This window comes from Paenibacillus sp. NRS-1782 (assembly GCF_050467685.1).
GTDB classification, from domain to species: Bacteria; Bacillota; Bacilli; order Paenibacillales; family Paenibacillaceae; genus Paenibacillus; species Paenibacillus terrae_A.
Window position 1 is genome coordinate 1 of sequence record NZ_JBITPH010000099.1, and the last position, 2,457, is coordinate 2,457.

2 protein-coding genes are annotated in these 2,457 nt (G+C 41.6%); both read left to right on the top strand.

The window, feature by feature from the left end; translation table 11 throughout:
* The first annotated feature begins 15 nt into the window (after nucleotides 1–15).
* Nucleotides 16–396 carry a hypothetical protein gene (locus ACIFQM_RS24705; RefSeq protein ID WP_430066377.1) on the top strand — a complete coding sequence of 127 codons (381 nt, stop codon included), beginning with the start codon at nucleotides 16–18 and terminating at the stop codon, nucleotides 394–396.
* A gap of 220 nt (nucleotides 397–616) precedes the next feature.
* Nucleotides 617–1,987: an NCS2 family permease gene (locus ACIFQM_RS24710; RefSeq protein WP_430043363.1), complete on the top strand. Its 1,371-nt coding sequence runs from the start codon at nucleotides 617–619 to the stop codon at nucleotides 1,985–1,987.
* The last annotated feature ends 470 nt before the right edge of the window (nucleotides 1,988–2,457 follow it).

Here is a 2,457-nt window from a genome sequence, read left to right on the forward strand (position 1 = left end):
TTTAGTTCAACTTATATAGAAGAATATTTTCACTATTATGATTTGGCAAAAGATGATGAGAAAAGCAGAGAACGATTAATCAGCCTGTTCTCCAACGAAATTGAGTTCGTATTGAACGGTGACCGAAAACAAGGCATGAACAGCTGGAAGAGCTTCTTGAACATGTTTTATGAAGGAACACTCGAAATCAAGCATATGTATGATGGCTGGAAGCCAGTTCCCGAGGAACCTGCTGTTTATGAAACCAAATGGGCGGTATGCGGTAAAAAAGCAACAGGCGAAGTGTATACACTTACAGGAGTGGACAAAGCCCGGCTGGATGCAGAAGGTAAGATCGTTTATTTGGAAAATATACCGGATACCACGAATGCTTTTGATAAGTACAAAAATATCTGATTCGCCTAATTGATAACCCGTCAGCTGTAAAACAGCTTGGCGGCCTTTCTATTTTCCGAACAATACATATGTGATCGAATTAAAATATTCGCTTTTTGTATTGACAAGCAGCAGGGGACGGCCTAAAATAACGGATGTAATATAGCACTTATGAATGCAATATTACAGTAAATGAACGATAACAATACGAGTATGCTTTGCGTAGGAGGAATTACGACTCATGGAGCGTTTCTTTAAATTAAAGGAACATGGAACGAACGTCCGCACAGAAATTATTGCGGGAATTACTACTTTTATGACCATGGCTTACATTTTGGTGGTCAACAATACCTTTTTGGGGCCGACTGGAGCAGGGATGCCCAGCGAAGCCGTCTTTTTTGCCACTGCGGTAGGTGCAGGACTGGTCACTATTCTAATGGGGTTGTTCGTTAATGTACCCATTGGCATGGCTCCGGGTATGGGTTTAAATGCTTATTTTATGACCGTAGTCTTAAGTTCGAACGGTATGATCACTTGGCAAGCGGCACTTGGTGCTGTATTTATATCCGGTATCGTCTTTCTGATTTTAACCGTGACACGAGTGAGACAGATGTTGCTTGTTGCGGTTCCAGAAAATCTTAAGACAGCTATTACAGTAGGGATCGGCTTGTTTATTACCATTGTCGGTTTTAAGCTATGTAATCTGGTTATGGTAAGTATTGTTCCAGGGACGGATGTAGGTCAGCCGATTCCGGGTCATGCTTTTAATCTGATTTTGGGTAGTCTGGTTCATCAAAAGGATGCGTTGCTGGCGCTGATCGGTTTGCTCATTATCGCTGCTCTGATGGTTGTTCGGGTCAAAGGTGCTTTGCTGATTGGTATCGTAGCTACCACATTGATTGGTATTCCGATGGGTGTAACGAATCTGAGTAGTTTGACAACAGGTCACTGGATTCCTGATTTTAGTAATCTGGCAGTGGGTCAGTTGGATTTGAAGGCTGCTTTGCACATTGGGCTGTTTGATATCATTTTCATTTTCACATTTGTAGAGTTGTTTGATACGTTTGGTACACTGGTAGGTACGGCTACCCGTGCAGGTATAATGAAGGATAAGAAAAAAGGTGAGAAAATCATCGGTAAAGCTATGCTGGTGGATGCTGTTGGTGTAAGTACCGGCGCAGTATTGGGAACAAGCACAATTACAGCATTCGTAGAAAGCTCGGCAGGGGTAGAAGAAGGTGGACGTACGGGTCTGACTGCTGTAACGACAGGCGTTCTGTTCCTGTTGGCTCTGTTTATCGCACCGTTGGCATTGGTTGTGCCTTCCGCGGCTACCGCTCCAGCTTTGATTATCGTTGGTGTGTTGATGATGAGTCAGGTTCGCAACATTGACTGGGATAACTTCCTGCTGGCGTTCCCGGCATTCCTGACCATCGTTCTGATGCCTTTTACTGGCGGAATCGCCAATGGTATTTCTGCTGGCATTTTGTCTTACGTTGTTCTGGCTTTATTCAGTAACCTGTTTACCAGCAACAAAGTTAAAGTTCACTGGCTTATGTGGGTGCTTGCTGTTATTGTAGTGATCCGCTTTGCCTTTATGGGTTCTGAATAACAACTTGATATAACTTGAAAAAGCACTTTGTATATAGAACCTCTTTCCCTGTTGTTTCAGGGTGTGGGGTTCTTTTTTTGTTATGGTTATTCATGATACGAAAGAGAGCGGGGAGTATATATAGAAGAAGAACGAATAACAAATAGAGATTTTCGAGAATTAATGCAGTAAATGCTTGCAAACTTATTTCGTCTATGATATATTCTAATTCCGGCCAAGAAATACAATATTGCAAGCGAGTGTTGAAAAAAAGATTTAAAAAAATGCTTGCAAAGTTGGTTCGGACATGATAAGATATAAGAGTTGATAAGGCGACGAGCTAAATTAACGAAAAAGAAATGTTTGATCTTTGAAAACTGAACAACGAGTGAGTATGGATTTTGCTTGCAAAATCCAAAGCTGAGATTTTGGTACATGCCATCAGGCTGTATAAAATGGAAGCGAACAATGAGATATTTTATCTCGTCAGT